This window comes from Vibrio sp. 2132-1 (assembly GCF_033344315.1).
In genome coordinates this window covers 1-521 of sequence record NZ_JAWPON010000843.1, presented here as the reverse complement: position 1 = coordinate 521, position 521 = coordinate 1, and the positions used below count along the sequence as shown (strand labels likewise).

1 protein-coding gene is annotated in these 521 nt (G+C 50.3%); it reads right to left on the bottom strand.

Annotated elements, in window-relative coordinates:
• Positions 1 to 71 precede the first annotated feature (71 nt).
• The coding region (locus R8N47_RS28320; protein ID WP_318186498.1) for an efflux RND transporter permease subunit at positions 72 to 521 on the bottom strand (450 nt) is incomplete at its 5' end.

Below are 521 nucleotides of genomic sequence, written 5' to 3'. Positions count from 1 at the left end.
TTGGTAGTCTGGCCCCACTGCACAGCCCGCTAAACTTAGGGCTAGAACGACAGGCGTTAGAATGAATTTTTTCACGATGACGCCTCCTCTAGCTCAGCGTTGGTTTGTGTGGATGGTGCTTTTTCTTTATAAGCAAGGCGATACAGCGCAGGCATGACAAACAGTGACAATATGGTTGCGGCCGCCAAGCCTCCGATGATGGTTGCCGCCATTTGGTCAAACAGCAGATCTGACAGCAGCGGGATCATGCCGAGCGCAGTCGTTAACGCACCCATAGAAATGGCCATAGTACGGTTGACCGTGGCTTCTTTGATCGCGTCAGACAAGCTCTTGCCATTTGTGCGTTCGAGCTCAATTTGATCCATTAGTACGATGCCATTTTTGATGATCATCCCGGTTAGTGTGATAGCTCCGATCAGCGCCATAAAGCCAAATGGTTTATCGAATCCAAGCAGAGCAAACACAGCCCCTGATGCTGCCAGTGGTAGCGTTGCGAGGATGATGATTGGTTGCTTAAAGCC